The following is a 22,641-nucleotide window of genomic DNA, read 5'->3' as shown; positions in this document are numbered from 1 at the left end:
TATTTAATATAACACAAACAAAAAATCACGTAAATTTTCATTCGGACATAGTTTTTTATGGAATGATAAAAGTGTCATATAAGTTCAGAAGCCTTCTGAGGGCATTTATTACAGAAGAATCAAAACAAAAAAAATAACCGATAGTAAATCACACCACCGGTCATTTTTCATATTTTGGTTGTATCCTTCTATTAATATACCAGCTTCACGTTATCAATCCACAATGAATTTCCCGGCGAACCGATATAAGCACCTCCATGGCTGGACGTAAACTGAAGACACATATGAGTCGGGACATCATTTTCATCTCCCCATGCCACTTCATGGATAGGCACACTTTCACCCTTACTGTTCACCGTATAGCTTTCGGTCACCTGCAGGCGCATCATGTGAGCTTTATATTCAGGACGATCCGTAATGTCACCATACATAATTTCATAAGAAGCATTATTCTTCCAGTCCGTCGAATGATAATAGTAAGTCACCATCGTACCTATACGTTTGGCATACACATTTCCTTCCGCATCTTCCCAACGTTTCTGCAGAAACAGGATAGCCGCCGGAAAATCTTTGCCGGGAACATCCGTTATCTTGCTGAAACCGGTAGCACGGATACGATTCTCCCGGTCGGACATCTTCACTTTGTAATCAAACTGAAGGGCAACCGGTTTTTTGGTAAACGGGATACCCGTCTGCAGCATTTTCTGTGGATTCTTAGTGCCTTTAATCGGCTCATGTACCGAACCGGTAAAAATAGAGCCAGCCGCCAATACTGTAATATTAACGAGTCCCATCACCTTCACACTTTCCATGCGTGTATCCAACCGGGCGCAGTATCCGTCTCCCCTCTTTTCCGGGAAAACCGAAGTATTTGTCTTCGTAATACCTGCCACCTTCGCCATCACATTGGAAGTAGCCCAAGGCGACCCACCCATATTTTTATAAACCTGATCTCCCTTGATTACAGACGTCGGCCCTATCGCATATACATTCTTTGTATTCCCACCAATAATGCCCGATTCCTTTATCTGACGGTCTACCCACTGGTCCATGTCTCCAAAAGGAACCATTTCCACCCTATGTTGCGCCATCAAAGACAAGGAAGAAAAAAATGCCACGAAACCTGTCACCAACAGGCGATGAACGATTTTCTGAATCATTACTTTCCTTTCTTTTTTCTTCTTATAAATTATAATCCCATTGCTTCAAAGCAAAATCCCAGTTTTCTTCTACCAATTGAATTGTCCGGTCATCATATTTATACTTATTCTTTTTATACCCCTTCTTGCCGCCTACGTACTTTTCTATATCTCCGCGTGCTTCGGCAAATCCGGGGATGGAAAGAGACTTATAAATATTCTCCGTCATACCCATCGCGTCCGCTTCAAAATCTTCAAACTTCACTTCAATCAAGTTTCCTTCAGGAATGAACTGTTTATCCGATTCGTACTTATGATAAAGCTTTGCATAGATAGAAAGGATATTTTCCTCTAATTGTTCATTACTTATATCCTGCAATTTCAACGGTTGAATCGTATTTGTAAAGAAACTGCGTGTAGATTCGAATACAGTATACGGATTACGCATCAGGTAGATAAACTTAGCGTTCGGGAACATTTTCACCAGTTCTTTCACCCTGCCCGTATGCGGCGGGTTCTTACTAAGAAACTGCGTCCCCTGTGTATTCCACAAAGAAATCTTAATCAGTTTTGTAAACACCTCCTCAAAAACCTTCAGTTCAGCATCCGTGATGTCGTCAAACAGCAGGTACTTATCAGCATATTCCTGTTGGTATTTCGGCAAAAACCAAAAATTATAATACGTATACGGCATCATATTCGACAATGCGAATTCCTCTTCCTGGGGAAGATCCACAGCCAGTTCCATATTATCCGTCGGGCGCTTGTCCGGCATCAGCCAGCTCATATTCTTCTTGAAGAAAGGCTGCCCCCACATCATCAAATGAGGGAATACAGTCTGGTACGTTGTATTATACCCAAAATGCTTGTCGCACGAGAATACGTTATGCACGAAAGTCGTTCCGCTCCGCCAATGCCCCAGGATAAATACCGGGTCATGTTCCAACGGTTGGTTAGCCAACCGTTTTTCATACCGGCTATTTTGCAGCCCGGCCAATGGAGAAAGCAAACGGCATACAGCCTTTGTCAGTCGGTATTTACCCTTATAGGCCGCATCAATTTCACGACCGGCAGTGATTGCCTTAAACGTTTTCCAGTCGGCACCTACCAGTGTATTAATCGGAAGTTTATTAAATTCGAGTAATCCCATACTATCTTATTTTATTATTTTCACGGCAAATCCCTGGCGTTCCAGCTCTTTCGCCGCCTTTTCTATAGCTTCATAATGTTCCGGCTCAATTCCCAGCTTTGACAAATCCAGTACAGGAATATCATCCGTATTGCTCATATCCTTCATCTCCACCCGGTCGATAATCATACCCACTGCTGAAGTGTTATTGGTTATCGGGTCAATCAGAATGAACGAGCCACAAGACTTATTCTTCTTATAGGGGTCAAAGAACAGTTCCTTCGCAGTAGTCAGCACCACACGGGCAATCTGATTCAGTTGTAAAGGCAAAGTTTCTTTTGTCAATTGTCCGTTGTCCAAAGACAGATGTTCCATTGTATTCACATCCACCTTATACTTAATCGCATCAATACGAGTACGGCTCAAATTGGTAGTCTGCTTGATAAAGAATGATTTATTAACATCCATTGGTTCTTCGTCCATCCATACCATCATCGCTTCGAAATTACGGTCAACAATCGGCAGGTTATCAGGATGCACAAGCATTTCGCCACGAGACACATCAATTTCATCTTCCAGTGTCAACGTCACAGACTGCGGCGGGAAAGCATAATCCAATTCTCCGTCATAAGTCACGATACTCTTCACCTTAGACGTTTTGCCTGAAGGAAGAGCCATCACCGGATCTCCCTTACGGATGATACCGGACGCAACTTTGCCACAAAATCCTCTAAAGTCCAAATTCGGGCGAAGCACATATTGAACCGGGAAACGGAAATCAGTCAGATTATGGTCATTGTCAATATGGACAGTTTCCAGGAAATCCAACAAGGAAGTTCCTTTATACCACGGAGTACGTTCTGACAAATCTACAACATTATCTCCATCCAACGCAGAAAGAGGAATACAGTTCACGTCAGGAATCCCCAACGGAGCCACAAACTTCTTGTACTCTGCAACGATTTCATTAAAGCGTTCTTCCGAGAAGTCCACCAAGTCCATCTTGTTGACAGCCAATACCACATGCTTGATACCCAGCAAAGACACCAGGAAAGTATGGCGGCGTGTCTGCGTAATCACTCCCGTACGGGCATCCACCAGAATAATCGCCAGGTTGGCCGTAGAGCCGCCGGTAATCATATTACGTGTGTATTGTTCGTGTCCCGGAGTATCCGCAATGATAAACTTACGACCATTGGTAGAGAAGTAACGGTAAGCCACGTCAATCGTGATACCCTGTTCACGTTCGGCCTTCAAACCGTCAAGCAGCAATGCATAGTCGATATGCTCACCCGCATTCCCCACACGTTTGCTGTCACGTTCCAACGCATCCAACTGATCCTCATATAATTTCTTACTGTCAAACAACAAACGTCCGATCAGCGTTGATTTTCCATCATCTACCGATCCGGCGGTCAACAGTCTCAGCAAGTCTTTCTGTTCATCCTTGTCCAGGAAAGCCTTTATATCTAATTTATTATCTGCCATTTCCAATTCCAATTAAAAGTATCCTTCACGTTTCTTTTGTTCCATACTACCCTCTTGATCAAAATCAATCACACGGGTTGTACGCTCACTCTTAGTAGTAGTCATCATCTCCTCCACAATCTCTTCGATGGTAGCGGCTCCACTTTCCACCGCGCCTGTCAATGGCCAGCAACCCAATGTACGGAAACGCACCATTTTCATCTCAATCTGGTCACGATACTTTTCAGGCAGACGTTCATCATCCGCCATAATGATATTTCCATCCAGGTTGATAACAGGACGTTCTTTGGCATAATAAAGCGGAACAATCGGAATATTCTCCAGACGAATATACTGCCAAATATCCAATTCTGTCCAGTTACTAATCGGGAATACGCGGATACTTTCCCCCTTATGCACACGGGCATTATAAATATCCCACAGCTCGGGACGCTGATTTTTCGGATCCCACTGGTGGAATTTATCACGGAATGAGAAGATACGTTCTTTGGCACGTGACTTTTCTTCATCACGGCGGGCGCCGCCGAACGCAGCATCAAACTTATATTTATCCAGCGCATGGAGCAACGCTTGCGTCTTCATCAAGTCCGTATGTACTTTACTTCCATGCGTGAAAGGCCCAACGCCTGCATGAAAAGCCTCCATATTACTTTCCACAATCAGATTCCATCCGTATTTCTTTGCATATTCATCACGAAACTGAATCATCTCTTTGAATTTCCATTTCGAATCGATATGCATCAACGGGAATGGCACTTTACCCGGATAAAACGCTTTTTCAGCCAAACGCACCATCACCGAAGAATCCTTTCCGATGCTGTAAAGCATCACCGGATTCTCAAATTCCGCAGCCACCTCGCGGATGATATGAATAGACTCTGCTTCGAGCTCCTTCAAGTGGCTTAATTTATATTCTTCCATTACTAAAATAATGATTTTATTCTTCTACTAAACATTCTTTTTCACTTTGGGCAAAATCAACTCCAACAAACGGTTCACCGATTCTTCCAGACTCAATTCTGAAGTATCCAGTGATAAAGCCGGATGCGCCGGAACTTCAAACGGAGCGGAGATTCCCGTAAAGTTCTGAATCTCTCCTTTCCGTGCTTTCGCATACAGCCCCTTTACATCGCGCTTTTCGCATTCTTCCAATGGAGTACTTACAAAAATCTCCAGAAAATCTTCCTTGCCGATAATATTTGCCGCCATTTCACGAATATCGTTATTCGGACTGATAAACGCGGCAATCGTAATAATACCGCTATCCAAAAACAATTTGGAAACCTCGGCTATACGACGTATATTTTCCACCCGGTCAGTCTCCGAAAATCCCAGGTTATTATTTATACCGCTACGGATATTATCCCCGTCCAGAATACGGCAGAGCAGTCCCCGCTTGTGAAGTTCGCGCTCCAACGCAATAGCGATTGTACTTTTCCCCGACCCACTCAGACCGGTGAACCAAATCATCACACTATGCTGTCCAAGGAGCTCCTCTTTATCCTGCCGCGTCATCATGCGGTCGAATATGGGATATATATGATTCTTTTCTTCCATTTATAAAATTAGTTTTATTAAAAGTTCCAAATCATCGGAATCAGAATAACAGAAATCAGGAAGGTAATGATATTAAGCGGCAAACCAATACGGACAAAATCCGTAAACTTATAGTTACCGATACCTTGCACAATCAAATTAGTCTGATAGCCGATAGGCGTAGAGAAGCTGGCAGACGCAGCCATACAGATTACGACAAAGAAAGGCGTCGGGCTTACTCCCAACTGGGCGGCAATAGACAGCGCCAACGGGAATGCCAGAGCGGCCGCCGCATTGTTCGTAATCAACTCCGTAAACAAATTCGTGATGATAAACAACATGGCAAGCAATACATGCGGCCCGTAATCATCACTTAGCCCGATAATAAACTTCGCCACACAATCAGCCACACCTGAATTCACCATCGCCTTACTGATAGCAAACGCGCAGGCAATAGTAATCAGAATATCCCACGAAATATATTTGGTATATTTACGGGCAGGGAACAGATTTGTCCACGCCATGATAATCGTAGTAATAGAAACAAAGAAAAACATATCCAGTTTGATATCCGGAAACAATTCTTTGGTGACCGGAAGTTCACCTACCGTTGCGCCTACAATCATCAAGACCAACAGCAGCAAAGCAAACCAACGTTTTTTCTTTCCGGTAGTATCCGGCTCATTACCGTTTGTCAACAGGACGAATACCGAAGACTCCCCCCAAGTCGGAATAAATGTATCATCCGCCATCACCACAAGCGTATCACCTTCGTGAAGCACCACTTCATCCAAGTTCGTCACGAACCGCTGTCCGCTACGTGTCTTGATCTCCTTCACTTCCGCCCCATAATGACGCTGGAAATTAAAGTCCTTCAGTTTCTTGTTGATACCGGGAAAACGGGCGCCCAAAACAGCTTCCACCCGATGCAGCCTCTCCCCTTCCTCTACATCCTCATCCGGTACTGCTGTATCCGGACGGGCATCCGGCAGCAACCGTTTGGAGAAAAGAAATATATAAATAATTCCGGCAATCGCTATAAAAATCCCCACCTTTCCCAGTTCAAACATGGAAAACCCTTCAAATCCTGCTTCCAATATCATTCCGTGCACCACGAGATTGGTAGAAGTACCGATCAACGTACAAATACCACCCAGGATAGTCACATATGAAAGAGGAATCAGGAATTTTGTAGCAGGGAGCTTCACCGATTTTGCCCAGTGCTTGATAATCGGAGCGAAAATGACTACAACAGGAGTATTATTCAGGAAAGCAGAGATAAAAGCGACCGAAGGCAAGATACGCAACTGCGCTTTAAACACTGTTGTCTTACCCTGAGGTAACAATTTCTTTATCACCTGCCCCAGTGTACCCGACTGACGAATACCTTCACTGACCAGAAACAGCAAAGCAACGGTAATCATCCCCTTGTTGCTAAACCCTTCAAGCATCTCTTTAGGAGTCAGGATACCTACACACAAAAACAATACCACTACCGAAAAAAGTATCATGCCCGGCCGCATCTTATCCGCAACCAAGGCAGCTACCATTCCTAATAGGGACAATAGTACAAATACAATTTCAAATGTCATATAAACATTAATTAGTGTTCTCTTTTTGGCTCAACGATAAACCACGGATTCAATAAATCCTCCTTGTTATATCGTAGAGGTTCGTCTTTTCCGGCCTGATACACTTCCATTCCGGCGGCACGTGCTATCGCATGTCCGGCAGCCGTATCCCACTCCATCGTCGGAGCGAAACGCGGATACACATCAGCCTTTCCTTCTGCAACCAGGCAGATCTTAATAGAGCTCCCGCTTGATACCAATTCAACGCTGCCATGTTTCTTCTTTAAATCTGCGATATATTCTTCCGTTTCAGGTGAGAGGTGCGAACGGGAAGCCACCACAATAAAATGATCGCGGACATCTTCCAAAGGCATCCGTTCCGATCCCTTTATCAGCTGTTCCAATGCCACGCTGTCATCTTCCAAGCCGATAATACCGGAGCATTTATAAGCTCCCACACCTTCAAGCGCAAAATAAAGTTCCTTTCTTACCGGTACATAAATAACCCCCATCACAGGGACAGAATTCTGCACCAAAGCTATATTTACGGTAAATTCTCCGTTACGCTTGATAAACTCTTTCGTTCCGTCCAGCGGATCCACAATCCACAAAGTATCCCACTGACTACGGACTTCATACCCCATATGCTTCCCTTCTTCACTAAGAACAGAAAAAGGAGTATCATTCAAAATAGCCACAATTGTCTCATGTGCCTTTCTGTCTGCTATTGTCAGCGGAGAGTTGTCAGCCTTTCGCTCTATCTTGAAATCCGATGCCTGATCCTCATAGATAGAAAGTATTTCTTTACCAGCTTTTAATGCTGCGTCGATAGCAGCCATTACATATTTTTCTTCCATTTAATTCCTTCATTAATACCTTATTTACACCAAGGCTGTGAATTCTCCAAATTAAGAATTGACAAAAGTAAAAACTTTCTTTGCTATAAAAGTTTCCCCACTATCATTTATAACTTCTTTTAGTAGAAAGATAAAAATATCTAAACGGAATAACACTTTCCTCTTTCAATAAAAAAGCAGTAACTTCCCAGTTACCGCCTTCTTATTTGGAAAAAACGTTTGTCCTTTCCAATATATATTACCAAAAAGAAATCAATATACACGATACAGCAACCAAGCTCCCTGGAAATCGGAACGATTCGGGTACTTAGCCTTGAATGCGTCACGGGCTTCAGCAGCAGCCATCTTATCAGCAAATGAGCTGACAATCACGCGATACATTGCCTTGTCTGCATTAAATGCGATAGTAGAATGATAACCTTGTGCATCCAACCAGTCTTTCAGACCTTCGGCATTTGCCTTTACACCAAAGCTACCAGCCACGATGCTGTAATCTTTCAATCCTTCATTGCCGGAAACCACAGTAACCTTTTCCTGGCGAACGCCGGATGTATCTGCCACTTTAGGCGTTGTCACAGGAGCTGCAACTACCGGAGTCACTTCTACCGGAGCTTCCACTTGCGGTTCTGCCAATTCCTGCTGTTTTGCTTTCTCATAAGCTTTCTTATAGGCACTTTCGCTGGATTTACAAGATGTAAATGCCAGAACCAAGCATACTCCCATTCCTAATACGACTAATTTTTTCATAATCCTATACTCTGTTTTAATTAATAATTCAACGTTCCCGTCTATCTATATTTAGTTTCGGGCAACAAAATAATAGAAATTTTATCATCCGGCAAAGAAATCCGTCAAAAAAACGTCTATTCCTGCTTTTTCTTATACGAAATAGTGCCTGTTGCCTGATTTGTCGGCATCAAAAGCACTTCCGCAATCTGAATATGTTCCGGAGCCGATGCTGCAAAATAAACTGTTTCGGCAATATCATCTCCCGTCAACGGACGGATTCCCTTATAGAAATTATCAGCAGCTTCTTTATCACCCCGATAACGTACTACCGAGAAGTTAGTCTCTACCATGCCCGGCTTGATATTCGTAACCCGCAACGGAGTATCGACCAAATCAATCCGCAAACCATCCGAAAGAGCCTTCACGGCAGCCTTGGTAGCGCAGTACACGCTTCCGCCCGGATAAGCCGCATCACCGGCAATAGAACCGATATTGATAACATGTCCCCGTCCACGTTCTATCATGCCCGGAACCACAAGACGCGTCATTGCCAATAATCCCTTTATATTCGTATCGATCATGATATCCCATTCGTCCAGGCTGCCTTCAAATTCCTTATCCACTCCAATCACCAGTCCGGCATTGTTTATCAGCAAATCAATTTCAGCCCATTCCGGCGGCAACTCTTCCAATGCAGCCTCAATCTGTCCACGGTCACGCACATCACAAAGAAATGACCACGTCACCACCTTGGGATATTCCACCTTCAACTCATATATCAACTCCTCCAATTTCGAAGCATTACGTGCGTTCAAAATCAAATCCCATCCTTCTTTCGCAAATTTACGGGCACAAGCTTTACCAATTCCGCTAGTTGCGCCAGTTATTAAAACAATTTTATTATCCATTATGTTTTGGTTTATAATATTCGGTAGCAAAAGTACGCCTTAAGTCATATTGGTTAGTCTCGAAAGCCCGTTAAATAAGATTAAACCATAAAAGAAAAAAGAATTATAAAACTAAGCACTTTTTCTTCGTTTTCATGAACAACCTTTCGATAAAAATGTTATATTTGTTGTATCGTAATCATTTTAAATATTACAAATTATGAAAGGATTGAATGTATTAGCAGCTTTTTTGGGTGGTGCAGCCGTAGGCGCAGCCCTTGGTATTTTATTTGCTCCTGAAAAGGGAGAAGATACCCGTAACAAGATCGCCGAGATTCTACGTAAGAAAGGAATCAAGCTCAACCGCAGTGAAATGGAAAATCTCGTGGACGAGATTGCTGCCGAGATGAAAGGAGAAATAGCAGAGTAAGTGAGTAACAAAAGACTAAAAACAGAGCAACTATGTTTGGGAATGATAAAAGTATTGAGAATTTTCAACAGTTATTTTTCGAGTTCAAGAAGTATTTGGAACTTCAAAAAGAATATGCCAAATTAGAATTAACAGAAAAGTTAACCATACTTTTCTCAACGTTAATCATGGTTTTAATACTAATTATTCTTGGCATGGTAGCCCTGTTTTATCTATTTTTCACACTGGCTTATATTTTGGAACCATTCGTTGGTGGACTCATGGCAAGTTTTGCCATCATTGCAGGCATCAATGTTGTCCTCATTGCCATCATTGTCATTTTCCGGAAGCGGCTTATCATCTCACCCTTAGTCAACTTCCTCGCTAATTTATTTCTAACCGATTCAAATAAATAAGTTATGAGTCCGCAAACTGTACATAAATATACTTTAGAAGAAATTGCCGAACGTAAAAAGCAATTACAAAGTGAGATTCAGGTCCAGAAAAAGGCTATAATTACTACTACCCGCGAAATATTCGCCCCTGTTGCTCCGACAGCCAATAAGGCGGACGCCATCATGCGCTCGTTCAATACGGGTATGGCTGTCTTTGATGGAGTAATGATGGGAGTTAAGATTATGCGGAAGGTGCGGAAGTATTTCAGGAGTTTGAAATGAGATTATACTGACTCATTTTTCATACTTATTCATGGGGTATTAAACAACCGGAGAGGTACAGCGGGTACAGCAGGTACACCCTCTTCATTTTCCACACACACGTGCGCGTAATAATAAGGTATGGAACAACAAAAAAGCTAATCAGAATTTCTAGTATTCATCATAATTCATACTACCCGCAACTATACATTGCGTAATTCGAAATTATTCGGAACACGAACAGATATAAGTATCAAATCAAACCCATATATAAGTTTTTTCGCGTGTACATTATTATATACGCGGGCGCGCATATACACACATGCGTGTGTGTGTTAGGAGCCCCGGAAAAAGTGTACCTACTGTACCTGTTAATAACATAGTGCTTTGCGAGTTCTAAAGCTATGCTTTAGCAATCGTAAAGCATAGCTTTAGCAGGCACAAAGCGATGCTTTGCTTATTCGTTTCCCTAAGGCTCTATAATGCATCATTAATCATCTTCATTACATACAATAAAAAGTCATCCGGCTTTGTCCGTCACTATAACGGGACAAAGTCGGATGACCTTAACTATATGCAAAATAAGATTACACGTATGTTTCCAGCAACTTCACATTTCCCCCTTCAGGAGTAATAGTGACATCCTGTGTGGTGGCAGGAAGCAGGATAGACTCACCTGCATTGACTGTCAGCTCGTTACCTTCATTGTCTCTTATTTTGCATGCACCTTCCATGCAAATGAAAATCACAAATGAGTCGAGTTCCGAGTAGTCACAACTAATTTCTTCAGTCATGTCATACAGGGAAGTCGTGAAGTAAGGGCAGGCAACCAGCTCTACCGGTTCATCCTTCACTGCGTCGTATTTAGTACGGTAGTCATCCAATACTTCGTAGTTGATGGCCTCGCGTGCTAAATCGGTGTGAAGTTCACGTGTTTTACCGTTCGCATCCTTACGGTTGAAGTCGTAGATGCGGTACGTAATATTAGAGGTCTGTTGGATCTCGGCAATAAACGAACCGGCACCGATGCTATGCACGCGTCCGGCAGGCAGGAAGAATACATCTCCCGGATGGACTTCGTACTCTTGCAATACGTCGGTGATCGTATTGTTCAACACGCGTTCTTTATATTCTTTCGGAGTAATCTGTTCAGAAAATCCCGAACGCAATTTAGCTCCTTTGTCGGCATCTACCACATACCACATTTCGGTTTTTCCCATCGAGTTATGGCGTTTCTTCGCCAAGTCATCCGCCGGGTGCACCTGGATTGACAAATCCTGTCGGGCATCGATAAACTTAATGAGCAACGGGAATTTATTACCGAAGCGCGCATAGTTAGCTTCGCCCACCAATTCCTCGCGATACCTTCTTACCATATCGGCTAAGGTTAAACCTTTATCCGGGCCATTAGCCACTACGGATTCATTGTCTTCAACGCCGGAAATCTCCCAGCTCTCTCCTACTCCTTTCAAGTCTGAGTTCAAATGCTTGAACGGAATAATTTTGTCGCCCCCCCAAAGCGTCTGCTTCAGAATCGGTTCGAATTTTAATGGATACATTTTTGTTTTTCTTGTTATAAACTTAGATTAAATTCGCTCGGATTGTTACAATCCGGGAACAAACATACAAAAAATAGTTTAGTTTTTAAGAAAAGGAAGATGAAAATCTTTTTGAAAAAAATCGTACCGCAAAAAATAAGGAACATAAAGTAAGAAAGCTAAACTTTCCTAAACCACCTCTTATATTTAGTCGGAATAATTTGTGAGTAAGAAAGAATTTCCTTTTATTTGCAGGAAATTTTAATAATACCAGACATGAATAACACATTCCCAACAGAAGGGAATCTTTCAGGGCTCAGCCGTGAAGATTTTCAAAAGGAGATAAACGATAAGAAAACAGATTTATTTATCCTCAAAAACACAAAGGGAATGGAAGTAGCTGTAACCAATTACGGATGCGCCATTCTTTCTATTATGGTACCGGACAAAAACGGTAAGTATGCTAATGTGATTCTCGGACACGACAGTATCGACCATGTAGTCAACAGCCCGGAACCTTTCCTGAGTACGACTATCGGACGCTATGGCAACCGTATCGCCAAGGGTAAATTCACTCTATTCGGCGAAGAGCACGAACTCACCATCAACAACGGGCCTAACTCCCTGCATGGCGGTCCCACTGGTTTCCATGCCCGCGTTTGGGATGCTATCCAGATTGACGAGAGTACGGTACAATTCAACTATGTTTCTGAAGACGGAGAGGAAGGTTTCCCCGGTAATCTCGAAGTAGAAATGACCTATCGGTTGGAAAACGAAGTAAACGCACTGACTATCGAATATCGTGCTACAACCGACAAAGCCACAGTGGTAAATCTGACTAACCACGGTTTCTTCAATCTCGCCGGCATCGCCACCCCTACTCCTACTGTCAACAATCACATTGTCACTATCAACGCTGATTTCTATACGCCAATCGACGAAGTTTCCATCCCAACGGGAGAAATTGCCAAAGTAGAAGGCACTCCGATGGATTTCCGTACTCCGCATACCGTAGGCGAACGTATCGACGACAAATTCCAGCAACTGGTATTTGGCGCAGGATATGACCACTGTTATGTACTGAACAAGATTGAAAGCGGCTCACTCGACCTGGCTGCCACTTGCAAAGACCCGGAAAGCGGACGTATCATGGAAGTGTACACAACCGAAGCGGGCGTACAACTTTATACCGGCAACTGGCTCAACGGATTCGAAGGTGCACACGGTGCCACATTCCCTGCAAGAAGCGCCATCTGCTTCGAAGCACAGTGTTTCCCGGATACTCCGAACAAACCTCATTTCCCATCGGCTACTTTGCTGCCGGGTGATGAATATCAGCAAATCACTGTCTACAAATTTACGGTAGAAGAAGAATAATCAAAAAACAACTAACCTAATTTTATAAACTAACATTTTTTTTGAACCATGAATCAAGGAAAAAAGAACGGTAATCTCATCGCGATTATTACAATGTTCTTCTTATTTGCGATGATCTCTTTCGTGACAAACCTGGCCGCGCCTTTCGGTACCATTTGGAAAAATGAATACGCAGGCTCGAGCACATTAGGTATGATGGGAAATATGATGAACTTCCTGGCTTATCTGTTTATGGGTATTCCCGCCGGTAACATGCTTGTCAAAATCGGATATAAGAAGACAGCTCTTATTGCAATGGCAGTAGGTGTTGTCGGACTGTTTATCCAGTATCTTTCCAGTGTGATAGGCGCAGGCACCGACGTTTTCGCTTTCGGTGAATATGCCATCAAGCTGAACTTCATCATCTATCTGCTCGGTGCATTCGTCTGCGGTTTCTGCGTATGTATGCTGAACACTGTTGTAAACCCGATGCTTAACCTTCTCGGTGGCGGTGGTAACAAGGGTAACCAATTGATCCAGACGGGTGGTGCGCTTAACTCTTTGTCCGGAACGCTGACTCCGCTCTTCGTAGGTGCTTTGATCGGTACAGTAACTGACAAGACAGCCATGTCCGACGTAGCTCCTCTCCTTTTCGTTGCAATGGGAGTATTCGTAGCTGCATTCATCATTATTTCATTTGTCGCAATTCCCGAACCTCATCTTCAGAAAGCCGGAGCTGCTAAAGAGAAATTCTCTCATAGCCCCTGGAGCTTCCGCCACACGGTATTGGGTGTAATCGGTATCTTTATTTATGTAGGTATCGAAATCGGTATTCCGGGTACATTGAACTTCTACCTTGCCGACCCAAGCGACAAAGGTGCCGGTATATTGATGAACGGAGCAGCTATCGGTGGTGCAATTGCTGCTATCTACTGGCTGTTAATGCTTGTCGGACGTACTGCAAGTAGCGCTATCAGCGGTAAGGTTTCAAGCCGCACGCAGTTGATTGTCGTATCGGTTACTGCTATCATCTTTGTTTTGATCGCTATTTTCACTCCGAAAGACGTAACAGTGTCCATGCCGGGTTATTCGGTAGGCGAAGGTTTCATGATGGCTCAGGTTCCTGTCAGCGCATTGTTCCTCGTTCTTTGCGGTCTCTGTACTTCTGTAATGTGGGGTGGTATCTTCAACCTTGCTGTAGAAGGCTTGGGAAAATATACTGCACAGGCTTCCGGTATCTTCATGATGATGGTTGTCGGTGGCGGTGTATTGCCATTGATCCAACAAGGTATCTCAGATGCTGTCGGTTACATGGCTAGCTACTGGCTGATTATCGTTGCCCTCGCTTATCTGCTGTTCTACGGCCTGGTAGGTTGCAAAAATGTCAATAAGGATATTCCTGTGGAATAATCATATATAATTTATTCACCTTTAAACTATTAATATCATGGATACAGAATACGTAAGAAGTCGATTCATTAAGCATTTTGACGGAACTACCGGATTCTTATATGCTTCACCAGGCCGTATCAACTTGATCGGCGAACATACAGATTACAACGGTGGATTCGTTTTCCCCGGAGCAGTAGACAAAGGTATGATTGCTGAAATCAAACCGAACGGTACTGACAAGGTAAGAGCTTACTCTATCGACTTGAAGGATTATGTGGAATTTGGTTTGAACGAAGAAGATGCTCCACGCGCCAGCTGGGCAAGATATATTTTCGGTGTATGCCGTGAAATGATCAAACGTGGCGTTGACGTAAAGGGATTCAATACTGCTTTCGCGGGTGATGTGCCTCTGGGTGCAGGTATGTCTTCTTCTGCAGCCTTGGAAAGTACGTACGCTTTCGCATTGAACGAACTGTTCGGTGAAAACAAAATAGATAAATTTGAATTGGCGAAAGTTGGTCAGGCAACAGAACATAATTACTGTGGCGTGAACTGCGGTATCATGGACCAGTTTGCTTCCGTATTTGGTAAAGCAGGCAGCTTGATTCGTTTGGATTGCCGTTCACTGGAATATCAGTATTTCCCGTTCCATCCGGAAGGTTATCGTCTGGTTTTGATGGATTCAGTGGTGAAACACGAATTGGCTTCTTCCGCTTACAACAAGCGTCGCCAAAGCTGCGAAGCTGCTGTTGCCGCTATCCAAAAGAATCATCCGCACGTAGAATTCCTGCGCGACTGTACAATGGAAATGCTGAAAGAGGCAAAAGCTGACATTAGTGACGAAGATTATATGCGTGCAGAATACGTAATCGAAGAAATCCAACGCGTACTCGATGTTTGCGACGCTTTGGAAAAAGATGATTACGAGACTGTAGGCCAGAAGATGTATGAAACTCACCACGGCATGAGCAAGCTGTACGAAGTAAGCTGCGAAGAACTCGACTTTCTGAATGATTGCGCTAAAGAATACGGTGTGACCGGTTCACGCGTTATGGGTGGTGGCTTCGGTGGTTGTACTATCAACCTTGTTAAAGACGAATTGTATGACAACTTCGTTGAAAAGACAAAAGAAGCTTTCAAAGCTAAATTCGGCAGAAGCCCGAAAGTATATGATGTAGTAATCGGCGACGGTTCTCGTAGATTGGAATAAGAGATTATTCAATATTAAATAACTAAGAAGGGCGGCTTCCCATCACGGTAGCCGCCCTTCTTCTCTATTAACAAAGCCAATTATCTAATATATCATTTCTTCGTAAATTTATAAACCGCAAATGTATTCGGTTCTAATTCGGTTATAAACACATGTCCTTCAATAGATATTGAAGTTTCCTGCGGAGTGATGGCAAAAGGTTGTTCAAGCGTATTATCTTTGTCCAAATCAAGTGAGCGAAGCTTGATACAACGGCCATTCGATAATACGTCTTGTTTCTTCAATCCTGCGAAGTTCAACGAAATAGATTGGGCAGTATTCGAAGTGTTGGCAACCTTTACAATCAGTTCATTCTTATCCTTATCATATACGGCACTGGCAAAGAGTCCGTTCTGTCCTTCGGTACCTGTCACATTTTGCTTGTCCATTGTAAGCGGAAGTACATTCGTCCCTTTGTTCTGTGCATACAGTTGCTGCACATAGTAACTTACGGTACGTACGGAATTCAGGTTATCAAACCAAATCATGTCCGGACGCCACTGCCAGCCTTCCACATGGGCGAAAAGCGGAGCATAAGTAGCCATATGGACAATGTCAGCGTTACGTTCCAGTCCGGTCATGAAAGCAGCTTCGAGCAAGGCGGCATTGAAATGGTTCCATTTCTTTCCTTTTCCGTGGCAGGCATATTCACCGGCAAAGACTTTCGGACCTTTACGGTCGTAGTTGTCATAACGTGCGCCTTGGGCTAAGAACCAGCTTTCGGGACGATAGAAGTGTTCGTCCACTAGGTCGGCTTTCAGACGTTTCATTTCGGGCCACAGGTAATCGAATTCCTTACCTTCGGAATTAGGGCCGGAACTGCCTACAATTTTTATCTTGGGATACACCTTGCGGATGGCTTTGATAAACGGTTCGAGACGTTCGGGATATTCTTTTCCCCACTGCTCGTTACCGATACCAATAAATTTCAGATTGAATGGATCCGGGTGTCCCATATCGGCACGCACTTTTCCCCAAGTCGTATTTACATCACCATTGGCAAACTCTATCAAATCAAGAGCGTCTTGTATATAAGGATTTAAGTCGCAAACAGCCACATGCGCCTTCGGATCATTATTCTGGTACTGACAAACAAGTCCACAATTCAAAATAGGAAGAGGTTCCGCTCCTATTTCTTCGGATAACAAGAAATATTCATAGAATCCCAGTCCATAACTTTGATAATAATCCGGATAAAAACGATGCGTAAACGTATATTGCCAACGATTTAAATTCAAAGGACGATTTTCTACAGCCCCTACCGTTTTCTTCCAGTCATAACGATCACCCTGTTCCGTACCTTCCACAATACAGCCGCCGGGAAAACGGAAGACTCCCGGATGAATATCCGCCAAAGCCTGTGCAAGGTCTTTGCGAAGTCCGTTTTCATGTCCTTTCCAAGTATCTACCGGGAAAAGAGAAATGTGTTCCAGATCTACGGTTCCTTTGGAAGTAAGGAAAATGCGAAGCGTAGATTTGGGATTGGTCACTTCCGGTTTCAGTATAACCTGATATTTTTTCCATTCTTTTGAGTCAATGGTAAGATTCTGTGTGGCAAAAGCCTGGCGTTCGCCCATTGATTTGGTATCTACGAGTTCAATCCGCAATGTTTCTTTCGTACTTCCCTGTGGCAGACGTGCCCAAACGGAGAAACGGTATTCCTCCCCCTTCTTGACGCCGATACCGAAAAAACCTTCGTTATCAAGTCCGGTATGCTTATGTGCGTGTCCCGGGGCGGAAAGACGTACATAATGAGGGTTGCGTTCGAAAGGGCCGTCGTCCATCAATGACACTTTTCCGTAGGTATTCCAACCCATCAAGTGTTGGGGAAACTCGAATGAACGGTTCTTGATCAGTTCGGCATAGAGCCCACCGTCCGCAGCATAGTTGATATCCTCAAAAAAGAGTCCGTACATGGTAGGTTGAATTTCTGCTCCCAACTTCTTGGTTTGTATCACCATTTCATTGGTTTGCGCATGAAGTGCCATTCCGGCGGATAAGGCTAATGCAGCCAAGATTTCTGTGTATCTTCTCATGGTTTTAATTAAAAATTTATATATAGTTTCCGTTTCATTCTCCCAATCGTGTCCTGCAAAGATAATCAGATTCTTAATTTCCTCTTTGCCCAATCTTACCATTAATAGGCATTTTTCGGTCAAAAAGGACCAATTTCCATTCATTTGCACAATTTTCCATTCATCGTCCATTATTATAGTACGAACCAAGGCATAAAGACACCTATTTCATCCTTACTATTTATCCATACGAACGACGAATCAATACTTTATATATAATAAGGTATAATTAAAAAGTACCTTTTATGCTGCATAACATACAAGAGTGTATTTGATACACCAAACTAAAGTGTTACTTTTACACCCAAATTAAAGTAAGCATCTCATTTACATTAAAAATAAAACCATGAAAAAACATTTTCTACTTGCAGGAATTGCCGCGCTAATGCTAGCTGCGTGCAATAACAAGCCGGCTTCCGAGCTGACTTTATCCGGTCTTGACCCGGTAAATTTTCAAACAGAAGTGAACAATGCCCGAACGAATCTTTATACATTAAAGAATAAGGCAGGCATGGAAGTATGCATCACTAACTTCGGAGGACGTATCGTGTCTATCATGGTGCCGGACAAAAACGGAAAGATGCAGGATGTAGTTTTAGGTTTTGACAGCATCGCTGATTATATCAATGTGCCGAGTGACTTTGGTGCTTCTATCGGACGTTATGCGAACCGTATCAATCAGGGACGCTTTGTTCTGGATGGCGACACAATCCAATTGCCACAGAACAACTTCGGTCACTGTCTGCACGGCGGTCCGAAAGGCTGGCAATATCAGGTTTACGAAGCAAATCCCGTTGACCCGATGACACTGGAACTGACCCGTATCTCACCCGACGGTGACGAAAACTTTCCGGGCAACGTGACTGCAAAAGTGACTTACCAACTGACTGAAGACAACGCTATCGACATCAAATATAGCGCTACTACTGATAAAAAGACGATTATCAACATGACCAACCATTCTTATTTCAATCTGGCCGGTAATCCGTCGAAAGCTTCAACCGATCATATTATGTATGTAAACGCAGACTACTATACTCCGGTGGACAGCACCTTTATGACAACAGGCGAAATAGCTCCGGTAAAAGACACGCCGATGGACTTCACTACTCCAAAAGCAGTAGGACAGGAAATCAACAACTACGATTTCGTTCAGTTGAAGAACGGAAACGGATACGACCATAACTGGGTACTGAATACAAAGGGGGACATTTCGCAGGTAGCTGCCAGACTGACTTCTCCTGAAAGTGGCATTACCCTCGAAGTATATACCAACGAACCGGGTATCCAGGTTTACACAGGTAACTTCCTCGATGGAACCGTAACCGGCAAGAAAGGAATCGTTTACAACCAACGTGCTTCCGTTTGCCTGGAAACACAACACTATCCTGACAGCCCGAACAAGGCAGACTGGCCTTCAGTGGTTCTGGAACCGGGACAAACATACAACAGCGAATGTATTTTCAAATTCTCAGCAGAGAAATAATATTAACTTATAAATCATATTTATTGTGGAAGCATTAGATTGGGTAGTAATTGGAGTCTTCTTTCTGGCTCTAATCGGTATTATTGTTTGGGTAGTCAGACAAAAACAAAATGATTCGGCAGATTATTTCTTAGGCGGACGTGACGCGACATGGCTTGCGATAGGTGCCTCTATCTTCGCGTCGAACATCGGTTCGGAACACTTGATAGGACTCGCAGGAGCCGGAGCTTCCAGTGGTATGGCTATGGCACACTGGGAAATTCAGGGATGGATGATTTTGATTCTCGGATGGGTGTTCGTGCCGTTCTACACACGAAGCATGGTATATACAATGCCCGAATTCCTTGAACGCCGTTATAATCCTCAATCACGCACGATACTGTCAGTTATCTCTCTGGTAAGTTATGTATTGACTAAAGTAGCTGTGACCGTATATGCCGGCGGCTTGGTATTCCAGCAGGTATTCGGCATCAAAGAACTTTGGGGAATCGACTTCTTCTGGATTGCGGCAATCGGTCTGGTTCTCCTGACTGCACTTTATACAATTTTCGGTGGTATGAAATCTGTATTGTATACTTCCGTACTTCAGACCCCCATCCTTCTGTTGGGTTCATTGATTATCCTTGTGCTTGGTTTCAAAGAACTGGGCGGATGGGACGAAATGATGAAAGTGTGTGGTGCTGTAACCGTTAATGATTATGGCGATACAATGACGAACCTGATTCGTAGCAATGATGATGCGAACTTCCCCTGGCTGGGTGCCTTGATCGGTTCTGCCATCATCGGTTTCTGGTACTGGTGTACTGACCAGTTTATCGTACAACGTGTACTTTCCGGAAAAAACGAGAAGGAAGCCCGCCGTGGTACTATCTTCGGTGCTTACCTGAAACTGTTGCCTGTGTTCCTGTTCCTGATTCCGGGCATGATTGCATTTGCCTTGCATCAGAAATATATCGGTGCCGGTGGTGAAGGTTTCCTTCCGATGCTGGCTAACGGTAATGCCAATGCCGATGCCGCTTTCCCGACATTAGTGGCTAAATTGCTTCCTGCCGGTGTGAAAGGTTTGGTAGTATGTGGTATTCTTGCTGCATTGATGAGTTCTTTGGCTTCTTTGTTCAACTCATCTGCCATGTTGTTCACTATCGACTTCTACAAACGTTTCAAACCGGAGACTCCGGAAAAGAAACTGGTAGGTATCGGCCAGATTGCAACAGTGGTAATCGTTATTTTAGGTATTCTCTGGATTCCTATCATGCGTAGCGTAGGTGACGTGCTTTATACCTATTTGCAAGATGTTCAGTCTGTATTGGCTCCGGGTATTGCCGCTGCTTTCTTACTGGGTATCTGCTGGAAACGTACTTCCGCCCAAGGTGGTATGTGGGGATTGATTTCCGGTATGGTTATCGGTTTGACCCGTCTGGGTGCTAAAGTATATTACAGCAATGCAGGTGAAATGGCAGATTCTACATTCAAATATCTGTTCTATGATATGAACTGGCTGTTCTTCTGCGGATGGATGTTCCTGTTCTGTATCATCGTAGTAATCGTAGTCAGCTTGGCAACAGAAGCTCCGACAGCCGAAAAAATCCAGGGACTGGTGTTCGGTACGGCTAGCAAAGAACAAAAAGCAGCTACACGTGCAAGCTGGAATCACTGGGATATTATCCATACAGTTATTATTCTGGCTATCACAGGTGCATTCTATTGGTATTTCTGGTAACTAAATAAAAACTCATATTAACAAAACAATGAATAACTATTATAGCTCGAACCCTACCTTTTATCTTGGTATCGACTGTATCATCTTCGGTTTTAGCGAGGGCGAATTGAACTTGTTATTACTGAAAAGAAACTTCGAACCGGCAATGGGCGAATGGTCACTGATGGGCGGATTCGTGCAAAACGATGAAAGCGTGGACGATGCTGCCAAGCGCGTATTAGCGGAGCTTACCGGACTGGAGAATGTATATATGGAACAAGTGGGCACCTTCGGGGCGGTCGACCGCGACCCGGGGGAACGGGTAATCTCCGTTGCATACTATGCACTCATCAACATCAATGAATACGACCGGAAACTGGTAAAGAAACATAATGCTTACTGGGTAAATATCAATGAACTCCCCCAACTGATTTTCGACCATCCCGAGATGGTGACAAAAGCACGGGAGTTGATGAAACAGAAAGCATCTTCCGAACCCATCGGTTTCAACTTATTGCCGAAGCTCTTCACTTTGTCCCAGTTACAAAGCTTATATGAAGCCATTTACGGTGAGGAGATGGACAAGCGGAATTTCCGCAAGCGCGTCGCCGGAATGGACTATATAGAAAAGACGGACAAAATAGATAAACTGGGTTCCAAGCGCGGTGCAGCCTTGTACAAGTTTAACAGCAAAGTTTATCGCAAAGACCCGAAATTTAAATTATAATCAGCATGTTGGAAGAACTGAAAGAAAAAGTATTTCATGCCAATCTCGAATTGGTAAAGCATGGATTAGTCATCTTTACCTGGGGAAATGTTTCTGCCATCGACCGTGAAAGCGGACTGGTAGTAATCAAGCCCAGTGGTGTAAGCTATGATGATATGAAAGCGGAAGATATGGTAGTAGTGGATCTGGATGGCAAAGTCGTCGAAGGACGGCTGAAGCCATCCTCAGATACTCCTACTCACGTAGTACTCTACAAAGCATTCCCGGAAATCGGTGGAGTGGTACACACTCATTCTACCTATGCGACAGCCTGGGCGCAAGCCGGATGTGATATTCCGAATATCGGAACCACTCATGCGGATTACTTCCATGACGCCATCCCCTGCACGGCAGACATGACGGAAGCGGAAGTGAAAGGCGCCTACGAACTGGAAACCGGAAACGTGATCGTGAAACGTTTTGAAGGATTGAATCCTGTACATACGCCGGGGGTACTGGTGAAGAATCACGGTCCTTTCTCTTGGGGGAAGGATGCGCATGATGCAGTACACAATGCTGTAGTAATGGAACAGGTGGCAAAGATGGCAAGCATCGCTTATGCCGTCAATCCGAATTTAACAATGAACCCGCTGCTGATAGAGAAACATTTCAGTCGCAAGCATGGTCCGAATGCTTACTACGGACAATAACAAGAAATTCAATTTAGACGATTAATAAT

General features: G+C 43.7%; 21 protein-coding genes. 10 read left to right on the top strand and 11 right to left on the bottom strand.

Annotation, left to right across the window (positions count from 1 at the left end; translation table 11 throughout):
• Nucleotides 1–191 precede the first annotated feature (191 nt).
• The 9 genes from BQ7997_RS24230 to BQ7997_RS24190 form a co-directional block, all read right to left on the bottom strand.
• Nucleotides 192–1,160 carry a PCMD domain-containing protein gene (locus BQ7997_RS24230; RefSeq protein WP_073348356.1) on the bottom strand — a complete coding sequence of 323 codons (969 nt, stop codon included), beginning with the start codon at nt 1,158–1,160 and terminating at the stop codon, nt 192–194.
• A 22-nt stretch (nt 1,161–1,182) separates the two neighbouring features.
• On the bottom strand, nt 1,183–2,289 hold the full coding sequence (locus BQ7997_RS24225; protein ID WP_073348355.1) for a sulfotransferase family protein: 1,107 nt from the start codon (nt 2,287–2,289) through the stop codon (nt 1,183–1,185).
• 6 nt (nt 2,290–2,295) lie between these two features.
• Nucleotides 2,296–3,756: a sulfate adenylyltransferase subunit CysN gene (gene cysN / locus BQ7997_RS24220; protein WP_073348544.1), complete on the bottom strand. Its 1,461-nt coding sequence runs from the start codon at nt 3,754–3,756 to the stop codon at nt 2,296–2,298.
• Nucleotides 3,757–3,768: 12 nt separating this feature from the next.
• On the bottom strand, nt 3,769–4,677 hold the full coding sequence (gene cysD, locus BQ7997_RS24215) for a sulfate adenylyltransferase subunit CysD (protein WP_004313239.1): 909 nt from the start codon (nt 4,675–4,677) through the stop codon (nt 3,769–3,771).
• Between the two features lie 27 nt (nt 4,678–4,704).
• A complete protein-coding gene (gene cysC / locus BQ7997_RS24210) occupies nt 4,705–5,313 on the bottom strand; it encodes an adenylyl-sulfate kinase (protein WP_044653394.1) in 609 nt (202 codons plus the stop codon).
• Nucleotides 5,314–5,330: 17 nt separating this feature from the next.
• Nucleotides 5,331–6,884, bottom strand: coding sequence for an SLC13 family permease (locus BQ7997_RS24205; protein WP_044653393.1), 1,554 nt, complete (start codon nt 6,882–6,884; stop codon nt 5,331–5,333).
• Between the two features lie 11 nt (nt 6,885–6,895).
• Nucleotides 6,896–7,720, bottom strand: a complete 825-nt coding sequence (gene cysQ / locus BQ7997_RS24200; RefSeq protein ID WP_073348354.1) for a 3'(2'),5'-bisphosphate nucleotidase CysQ — start codon at nt 7,718–7,720, stop codon at nt 6,896–6,898.
• 252 nt (nt 7,721–7,972) lie between these two features.
• A complete protein-coding gene (locus BQ7997_RS24195) occupies nt 7,973–8,467 on the bottom strand; it encodes an SPOR domain-containing protein (RefSeq protein WP_044653391.1) in 495 nt (164 codons plus the stop codon).
• Between the two features lie 116 nt (nt 8,468–8,583).
• On the bottom strand, nt 8,584–9,357 hold the full coding sequence (locus tag BQ7997_RS24190; RefSeq protein WP_073348353.1) for an SDR family oxidoreductase: 774 nt from the start codon (nt 9,355–9,357) through the stop codon (nt 8,584–8,586).
• A gap of 199 nt (nt 9,358–9,556) precedes the next feature.
• On the opposite strand from BQ7997_RS24190, the gene BQ7997_RS24185 reads away from it, so the two are divergent.
• The 3 genes from BQ7997_RS24185 to BQ7997_RS24175 are packed head-to-tail and all read left to right on the top strand — an operon-like array spanning nt 9,557 to nt 10,422.
• A complete protein-coding gene (locus tag BQ7997_RS24185) occupies nt 9,557–9,766 on the top strand; it encodes a YtxH domain-containing protein (RefSeq protein WP_044653389.1) in 210 nt (69 codons plus the stop codon).
• Nucleotides 9,767–9,798: 32 nt separating this feature from the next.
• Nucleotides 9,799–10,161 (top strand): phage holin family protein, encoded by a 363-nt coding sequence (locus BQ7997_RS24180; RefSeq protein ID WP_073348352.1) that lies wholly within the window; start codon nt 9,799–9,801, stop codon nt 10,159–10,161.
• A 3-nt stretch (nt 10,162–10,164) separates the two neighbouring features.
• Nucleotides 10,165–10,422 carry a hypothetical protein gene (locus BQ7997_RS24175; protein ID WP_073348351.1) on the top strand — a complete coding sequence of 86 codons (258 nt, stop codon included), beginning with the start codon at nt 10,165–10,167 and terminating at the stop codon, nt 10,420–10,422.
• Between the two features lie 566 nt (nt 10,423–10,988).
• On the opposite strand, the gene BQ7997_RS24170 is transcribed toward BQ7997_RS24175, so the two are convergent.
• Nucleotides 10,989–11,960, bottom strand: a complete 972-nt coding sequence (locus BQ7997_RS24170) for a type I phosphomannose isomerase catalytic subunit (protein ID WP_073348350.1) — start codon at nt 11,958–11,960, stop codon at nt 10,989–10,991.
• Nucleotides 11,961–12,215: 255 nt separating this feature from the next.
• On the opposite strand from BQ7997_RS24170, the gene BQ7997_RS24165 reads away from it, so the two are divergent.
• From BQ7997_RS24165 to galK, 3 genes are read left to right on the top strand one after another with little or no spacing between them, the layout of a single operon-like run.
• Nucleotides 12,216–13,316 carry an aldose epimerase family protein gene (locus tag BQ7997_RS24165; RefSeq protein ID WP_073348349.1) on the top strand — a complete coding sequence of 367 codons (1,101 nt, stop codon included), beginning with the start codon at nt 12,216–12,218 and terminating at the stop codon, nt 13,314–13,316.
• Nucleotides 13,317–13,364: 48 nt separating this feature from the next.
• The gene (locus BQ7997_RS24160) at nt 13,365–14,705 is read left to right on the top strand and encodes an MFS transporter (RefSeq protein WP_073348348.1); all 1,341 of its coding nucleotides are present in this window, start codon (nt 13,365–13,367) and stop codon (nt 14,703–14,705) included.
• Between the two features lie 37 nt (nt 14,706–14,742).
• Nucleotides 14,743–15,897: a galactokinase gene (gene galK / locus BQ7997_RS24155; protein ID WP_073348347.1), complete on the top strand. Its 1,155-nt coding sequence runs from the start codon at nt 14,743–14,745 to the stop codon at nt 15,895–15,897.
• Between the two features lie 92 nt (nt 15,898–15,989).
• Here the strand turns inward: galK and BQ7997_RS24150 are convergent, their stop codons facing one another.
• Nucleotides 15,990–17,972, bottom strand: coding sequence for an alpha-L-arabinofuranosidase C-terminal domain-containing protein (locus BQ7997_RS24150; RefSeq protein WP_073348543.1), 1,983 nt, complete (start codon nt 17,970–17,972; stop codon nt 15,990–15,992).
• 385 nt (nt 17,973–18,357) lie between these two features.
• Between BQ7997_RS24150 and BQ7997_RS24145 the strand changes: the two genes are divergently transcribed.
• Genes BQ7997_RS24145 through BQ7997_RS24130 form a run of 4 tightly spaced genes read left to right on the top strand, consistent with a single transcriptional unit; the run spans nt 18,358 to nt 22,612 of the window.
• A complete protein-coding gene (locus BQ7997_RS24145; protein ID WP_073348346.1) occupies nt 18,358–19,497 on the top strand; it encodes an aldose epimerase family protein in 1,140 nt (379 codons plus the stop codon).
• Nucleotides 19,498–19,522: 25 nt separating this feature from the next.
• A complete protein-coding gene (locus tag BQ7997_RS24140) occupies nt 19,523–21,217 on the top strand; it encodes a sodium:solute symporter (protein ID WP_073348345.1) in 1,695 nt (564 codons plus the stop codon).
• 28 nt (nt 21,218–21,245) lie between these two features.
• Nucleotides 21,246–21,923, top strand: a complete 678-nt coding sequence (locus tag BQ7997_RS24135) for an NUDIX hydrolase (RefSeq protein ID WP_044655514.1) — start codon at nt 21,246–21,248, stop codon at nt 21,921–21,923.
• 5 nt (nt 21,924–21,928) lie between these two features.
• Entirely contained in the window at nt 21,929–22,612 is a 684-nt protein-coding gene (locus BQ7997_RS24130) for an L-ribulose-5-phosphate 4-epimerase (protein ID WP_004297457.1), read from the top strand.
• Nucleotides 22,613–22,641: the final 29 nt, after the last annotated feature.

The sequence above is a fragment of the Bacteroides congonensis genome (assembly GCF_900130125.1).
GTDB lineage: Bacteria > Bacteroidota > Bacteroidia > Bacteroidales > Bacteroidaceae > Bacteroides > Bacteroides congonensis.
Note: the sequence above shows the minus strand (reverse complement) of the source record. Positions and strands in the feature narration are given on the sequence as shown.

Excerpts from the sequence above, each read along its gene's own strand:
- BQ7997_RS24230 (WP_073348356.1), bottom strand. The coding sequence starts at position 1,160 with ATGATTCAGAAAATCGTTCATCGCCTGTTGGTGACAGGTTTCGTGGCA.
- BQ7997_RS24225 (WP_073348355.1), bottom strand. The coding sequence starts at position 2,289 with ATGGGATTACTCGAATTTAATAAACTTCCGATTAATACACTGGTAGGT.
- cysN (WP_073348544.1), bottom strand. The coding sequence starts at position 3,756 with ATGGCAGATAATAAATTAGATATAAAGGCTTTCCTGGACAAGGATGAA.
- cysD (WP_004313239.1), bottom strand. The coding sequence starts at position 4,677 with ATGGAAGAATATAAATTAAGCCACTTGAAGGAGCTCGAAGCAGAGTCT.
- cysC (WP_044653394.1), bottom strand. The coding sequence starts at position 5,313 with ATGGAAGAAAAGAATCATATATATCCCATATTCGACCGCATGATGACG.
- BQ7997_RS24205 (WP_044653393.1), bottom strand. The coding sequence starts at position 6,884 with ATGACATTTGAAATTGTATTTGTACTATTGTCCCTATTAGGAATGGTA.
- cysQ (WP_073348354.1), bottom strand. The coding sequence starts at position 7,720 with ATGGAAGAAAAATATGTAATGGCTGCTATCGACGCAGCATTAAAAGCT.
- BQ7997_RS24195 (WP_044653391.1), bottom strand. The coding sequence starts at position 8,467 with ATGAAAAAATTAGTCGTATTAGGAATGGGAGTATGCTTGGTTCTGGCA.
- BQ7997_RS24190 (WP_073348353.1), bottom strand. The coding sequence starts at position 9,357 with ATGGATAATAAAATTGTTTTAATAACTGGCGCAACTAGCGGAATTGGT.
- BQ7997_RS24185 (WP_044653389.1), top strand. The coding sequence starts at position 9,557 with ATGAAAGGATTGAATGTATTAGCAGCTTTTTTGGGTGGTGCAGCCGTA.
- BQ7997_RS24180 (WP_073348352.1), top strand. The coding sequence starts at position 9,799 with ATGTTTGGGAATGATAAAAGTATTGAGAATTTTCAACAGTTATTTTTC.
- BQ7997_RS24175 (WP_073348351.1), top strand. The coding sequence starts at position 10,165 with ATGAGTCCGCAAACTGTACATAAATATACTTTAGAAGAAATTGCCGAA.
- BQ7997_RS24170 (WP_073348350.1), bottom strand. The coding sequence starts at position 11,960 with ATGTATCCATTAAAATTCGAACCGATTCTGAAGCAGACGCTTTGGGGG.
- BQ7997_RS24165 (WP_073348349.1), top strand. The coding sequence starts at position 12,216 with ATGAATAACACATTCCCAACAGAAGGGAATCTTTCAGGGCTCAGCCGT.
- BQ7997_RS24160 (WP_073348348.1), top strand. The coding sequence starts at position 13,365 with ATGAATCAAGGAAAAAAGAACGGTAATCTCATCGCGATTATTACAATG.
- galK (WP_073348347.1), top strand. The coding sequence starts at position 14,743 with ATGGATACAGAATACGTAAGAAGTCGATTCATTAAGCATTTTGACGGA.
- BQ7997_RS24150 (WP_073348543.1), bottom strand. The coding sequence starts at position 17,972 with ATGAGAAGATACACAGAAATCTTGGCTGCATTAGCCTTATCCGCCGGA.
- BQ7997_RS24145 (WP_073348346.1), top strand. The coding sequence starts at position 18,358 with ATGAAAAAACATTTTCTACTTGCAGGAATTGCCGCGCTAATGCTAGCT.
- BQ7997_RS24135 (WP_044655514.1), top strand. The coding sequence starts at position 21,246 with ATGAATAACTATTATAGCTCGAACCCTACCTTTTATCTTGGTATCGAC.
- BQ7997_RS24130 (WP_004297457.1), top strand. The coding sequence starts at position 21,929 with ATGTTGGAAGAACTGAAAGAAAAAGTATTTCATGCCAATCTCGAATTG.